Below are 4746 nucleotides of genomic sequence, written 5' to 3'. Positions count from 1 at the left end.
TTACGAGCTGGCTCTCGAGGTCTTCAAGCTTCCATGCGACCCACGCTGCCGCACTCCCTCTCTCACTCCCTCCCTCACTCCCTCCCTCCCTCTGCCGATCGCACGCGCGTCCGCCGACCATGCGGTTGCGCCCGTCGAGCATGCGCATCTCGCCCATGAGGACGCCCGGAAGGGCGACATGCGCATGCTCGGCGGGGCGGTACGCCGCACGGGAGCGCTCTCACGTATTCAGATCGTGACCTCGTGGGAGCGATTTCGTGTGTTCGCGCTCACATCCGGGCGGAATGTCTGCGCTGTCATGGGACCAAGGTCGCTATTCGATCACAGTTGTGCCCGCCCTTGCGTTCAGGAGTTGACGCCAAGATCGGGACGGGCATAGCGTCGGGCCCGCTCGGGCGGCGCTGAGGGTGCCCGGGTCCCGGGGCGTCGGCGCCCCGCGAGCTGTCCTCGGCAGGAGGAGGTCCGATGACGGACGAGCGCGTGATCCTCGAGATGCGGGGCATCACCAAGGAGTTCCCGGGCGTACGTGCGCTCGACGACGTCAACCTGCGCGTGCGCGCCGGGGAGATCCACGCGATCTGCGGGGAGAACGGCGCCGGCAAGTCGACGCTCATGAAGGTGCTCTCCGGCGTGTACCCGCACGGGACGTACGCGGGGGAGATCTACTACGAGGGCCGCGAGGTCCAGTTCAAGGACATCCGCTCGAGCGAGCACGCGGGCATCGTCATCATCCACCAGGAGCTCGCGCTCATCCCCGAGCTCTCGATCACCGAGAACATCTTCCTCGGCAACGAGGTCAAGGGCTCGTTCGGGATCGACTGGGGCGCGGCCCGCCGCCGGGCCGAGGAGCTCATGGCGCGCGTCGGCCTCCAGGAGTCGCCGGACGCGCAGATCAAGAACATCGGCGTCGGCAAGCAGCAGCTCGTCGAGATCGCGCGCGCCCTCGCCAAGGACGTGCGGCTGCTCATCCTCGACGAGCCGACGTCGGCCCTCAACGAGGAGGACTCCGAGCACCTGCTCGACCTGCTCCGCGGACTGCGCGCCAAGGGCCTGACGAGCATCATGATCTCCCACAAGCTCAACGAGATCGAGGAGGTCGCGGACTCGATCACGATCATCCGCGACGGCCGCTCGATCGAGACCCTCGACGTCCAGGGCGACGACGTCGACGAGGACCGCATCATCCGCGGGATGGTCGGGCGCTCGCTCGAGTCGCGGTTCCCCGACCACACGCCGAAGATCGGCGAGACGTTCTTCGAGGTCGAGGGCTGGACGGTCGAGCACCCCGAGGTGCCGGGCCGCCTCGTGTGCAAGGGCTCGACGTTCCACGTCCGCCGGGGCGAGATCGTCGGCTTCGCGGGCATCATGGGCGCCGGCCGCACCGAGCTCGCGCGGTCGCTGTTCGGCCGCTCGTACGGGCGCTACAAGTCCGGCGTCGTGCGCATCGACGGGCGCGAGGTGTCGATGCCCACCGTGCTCTCGGCGATCGAGAACCGCATCGCCTACGTGCCCGAGGACCGCAAGTCGCTCGGCCTCAACCTGCTCGACACGATCCTCGGCACGATCCAGGCGGCCAACCTGCCGCGGATCTCCCGGGCCGGCGTGATCGACCAGGACGCGGCGTTCGTCGCCGCGGAGTCCTACCGCAAGGCGTTCTCGATCAAGGCCCCGAGCGTGCACGAGGGCGTCGCGAAGCTCTCCGGCGGCAACCAGCAGAAGGTGCTGCTCGCCAAGTGGATGTACACCGAGCCGGAGCTGCTCATCCTCGACGAGCCCACGCGCGGCATCGACGTCGGCGCCAAGTACGAGATCTACGGGCTCGTCCAGAAGCTCGCCGACGCGGGCCGCGGCGTCGTCGTCATCTCGTCGGAGCTGCCCGAGCTGCTCGGTCTGTGCGACCGCATCTACACCGTCTTCGAGGGGCGGATCACGGGCGAGGTCCCCGGGTCGGAGGCGACCCAGGAGGGGCTCATGCGCCTCATGACCGGAACGCCCGGCGACGCGTCCGACGCCGCCGCCTGAGCGCGCCCCACCACCCAGCCACCGCATCCTGACCCAGAAGGAACCACCGACGATGTCGTCCATCAAGCAGCTGCTGAGCGGAGGAGCGCGCCAGTTCGGCATGCTCTTCGCGCTCCTCGCCCTGATCATCTACTTCCAGATCGCGACGGGCGGGCGGGTCCTCACGCCGAGCAACGCGCAGAACCTGCTCAACGGCAACTCCTACATCCTCATCCTCGCCATCGGCATGGTCCTCGTGATCATCGCCGGCCACATCGACCTGTCCGTCGGGTCCGTGGCGGCGGTGACCGGCATCATCGTCGCCATCGCGATCCGCGACTGGGGCATCCCGTGGTGGCTGGGGATCGTGCTCGGGCTCTGCGTCGGCGCGGTCATCGGCGCCTGGCAGGGCTGGTGGGTCGCCTACGTCGGCATCCCCGGGTTCATCACGACGCTCGCGGGCATGATGCTGTTCCGCGGCCTCAACCAGTTCATCGGCAAGTCGAACACCGTTCCCGTCCCGCAGGAGCTCCAGACCCTCGGCGGCGGCTACCTCCCCGAGTGGGGCCCGAACACCGGCCTCAACAACTCGACGCTCCTCCTCGGCGTCCTGGCGGTCGGTGCCGTCGTCTGGGCCGAGGTCCGCCGTCGCGCGAGCGCCCGCAAGCTCGGCGCCGAGCCCGTCCCGACGTCGGTCGCCGTGACGCGCGTCGTCCTGTTCGGCGCCGTCATCGCGTACCTCACGTACCTCTACGGCTCGGGCCGCGTCGGCACGTCGTTCCCCGTCCCGGCGCTCGTCCTCGTCCTGCTCGTCGTCGTCTACCAGTTCGTCGCGTCACGCACCATCACCGGCCGCCACGTGTACGCGGTGGGCGGCAACCGCGCCGCGGCCGCGCTGTCCGGCGTCAACATCAAGCGCACCAACTTCTTCGTCATGATGAACATGTCGATCCTCGCGTCGCTCGCCGGGATGATCTTCATCGGCCGCTCGACGGCGTCCGGCCCGTTCGACGGCAACATGTGGGAGCTCGACGCCATCGCGGCCGTCTTCATCGGCGGCGCGGCCGTCTCCGGCGGCGTCGGCACCGTCGTCGGTTCCGTCATCGGCGGCCTCGTCATGGCGGTCCTCAACAACGGCCTGCAGCTCATGGGCGTCGGCTCCGACATGACCCAGATCATCAAGGGCCTCGTGCTCCTCATCGCCGTCGCGTTCGACGTCTACAACAAGGTGCAGGGCCGCCCGTCGATCATCGGCCTCATCTTCCCGTCGCGGCGCGACAAGGGCACCGGCGCCGTCACGGGCGCCGACGACGCCCAGCCCGAGGTCCCCGTCGAGGCCGGCGCGACGGCCGCCAAGGGCTGACGCGCACGTCCCACCCACCACCCGTACGACCCCACGACCGCATCCGACGACGGATGCCCGACAAGAAAGTGGTACCCATGAAGAAGCTCACCACGACGCTCCTGGCGCTGTCCGCCGCGAGTGCGCTCGTGCTCAGCGGCTGCTCCTCCGACCGCGGCGGCGACACCGGTGGCGGTGAGGCGACCGGCGGCGAGTCCGCGGCCGCCGGCTTCGAGGAGGGCGCGACCATCGGCGTCGCGCTCCCGCAGAAGACGTCGGAGAACTGGGTCCTCGCCGAGGAGCTGTTCAACGACGGGCTCACGGAGGCCGGCTTCGAGCCGATCGTCCAGTTCGCCAACGGCGGCGTCTCGGAGCAGCAGAGCCAGATCGACGCCATGGTCGAGCAGGGCGCGAAGGTCATCATCGTCGGCGCGATCGACGGCTCGCAGCTCGGGACCCAGCTCAAGAACGCCAAGGACAGCGGCGCGACCGTCATCGCGTACGACCGCCTCGTGAAGAACACGGACGCCGTCGACGAGTACATCGCGTTCGACAACTACCAGGTCGGCGTGCTCCAGGGCGAGGCGCTGCTCCAGGGTCTCGCGGAGCGCAAGGGCGAGGGCCCGTACAACATCGAGCTCATCGCCGGCTCGCCCGACGACGCGAACTCGACGCCGTTCTTTGAGGGCGCCATGAGCGTCCTGCAGCCGAAGATCGACGACGGCACGCTCGTCGTCCCCTCCGGCCAGACGTCGTTCGAGCAGGTCGCGACGCAGGGCTGGAAGGCCGAGAACGCCCAGAAGCGCATGGACACCGTGCTCTCGGGCAGCTACGCCGACACCGAGCTCGACGGCGTCCTGTCGCCGAACGACACGCTCGCGCGCGCCGCGCTCACCTCGGCCAAGCAGGCCGGCAAGGAGACCCCGGTCATCACGGGCCAGGACTCCGAGGTCGAGTCGGTGAAGTCGATCGTCGCGGGCGAGCAGTACTCGACGATCTACAAGGACACGCGCAAGCTCGTCGAGGAGTCGATCAACGCCGTCAAGGCGCTCCAGGCGGGTGAGGAGCCGGAGATCAACGACACCGAGTCGTACGACAACGGCGTGAAGGTCGTCCCGGCCTTCCTCCTCGAGCCGATCATCGTCACGCAGGACAACGCGGCCGAGGTCTACGCGGGTGACCCCACCCTCGAGGAGCTCACCAAGTGACCCTCGCCTGACCGGCGAGTCCCCGGGCGCGTCGAGCGCCGGGGGGAGCGGCGGCGAACCGGCACGCCGCCGCGCACGACGGCCCCCCGGCCCGGCCCCGGGGCGCCGCCGGGCCCCCCCCCGCCGGGGCCCGGGGGGGCGCCGCGCCCCCCCCCCCCCCCCGGCGCGCGCCGCCCCGGTCGCCCGACCGTGCGC

General features: G+C 69.8%; 3 protein-coding genes. All 3 read left to right on the top strand.

Features of this window, described 5'->3' with window-relative positions; all coding sequences use genetic code 11:
* Positions 1–465: 465 nt before the first annotated feature.
* The 3 genes from mmsA to GYH36_RS18775 all read left to right on the top strand — a co-directional run bounded on the left by mmsA (position 466) and on the right by GYH36_RS18775 (position 4551).
* Positions 466–2022, top strand: coding sequence for a multiple monosaccharide ABC transporter ATP-binding protein (gene mmsA / locus GYH36_RS18785; protein ID WP_115942132.1), 1557 nt, complete (start codon positions 466–468; stop codon positions 2020–2022).
* 52 nt (positions 2023–2074) lie between these two features.
* Complete coding sequence (gene mmsB, locus GYH36_RS18780; RefSeq protein WP_162290661.1) at positions 2075–3364, top strand: multiple monosaccharide ABC transporter permease; 1290 nt, start codon at positions 2075–2077, stop codon at positions 3362–3364.
* Between the two features lie 77 nt (positions 3365–3441).
* Positions 3442–4551: a substrate-binding domain-containing protein gene (locus GYH36_RS18775; RefSeq protein WP_162290660.1), complete on the top strand. Its 1110-nt coding sequence runs from the start codon at positions 3442–3444 to the stop codon at positions 4549–4551.
* Positions 4552–4746: the final 195 nt, after the last annotated feature.

The sequence above is a fragment of the Cellulosimicrobium composti genome (assembly GCF_010287905.1).
In the GTDB taxonomy this organism is placed as follows: Bacteria; Actinomycetota; Actinomycetes; order Actinomycetales; family Cellulomonadaceae; genus Cellulosimicrobium; species Cellulosimicrobium composti.
Note: the sequence above shows the minus strand (reverse complement) of the source record. Positions and strands in the feature narration are given on the sequence as shown.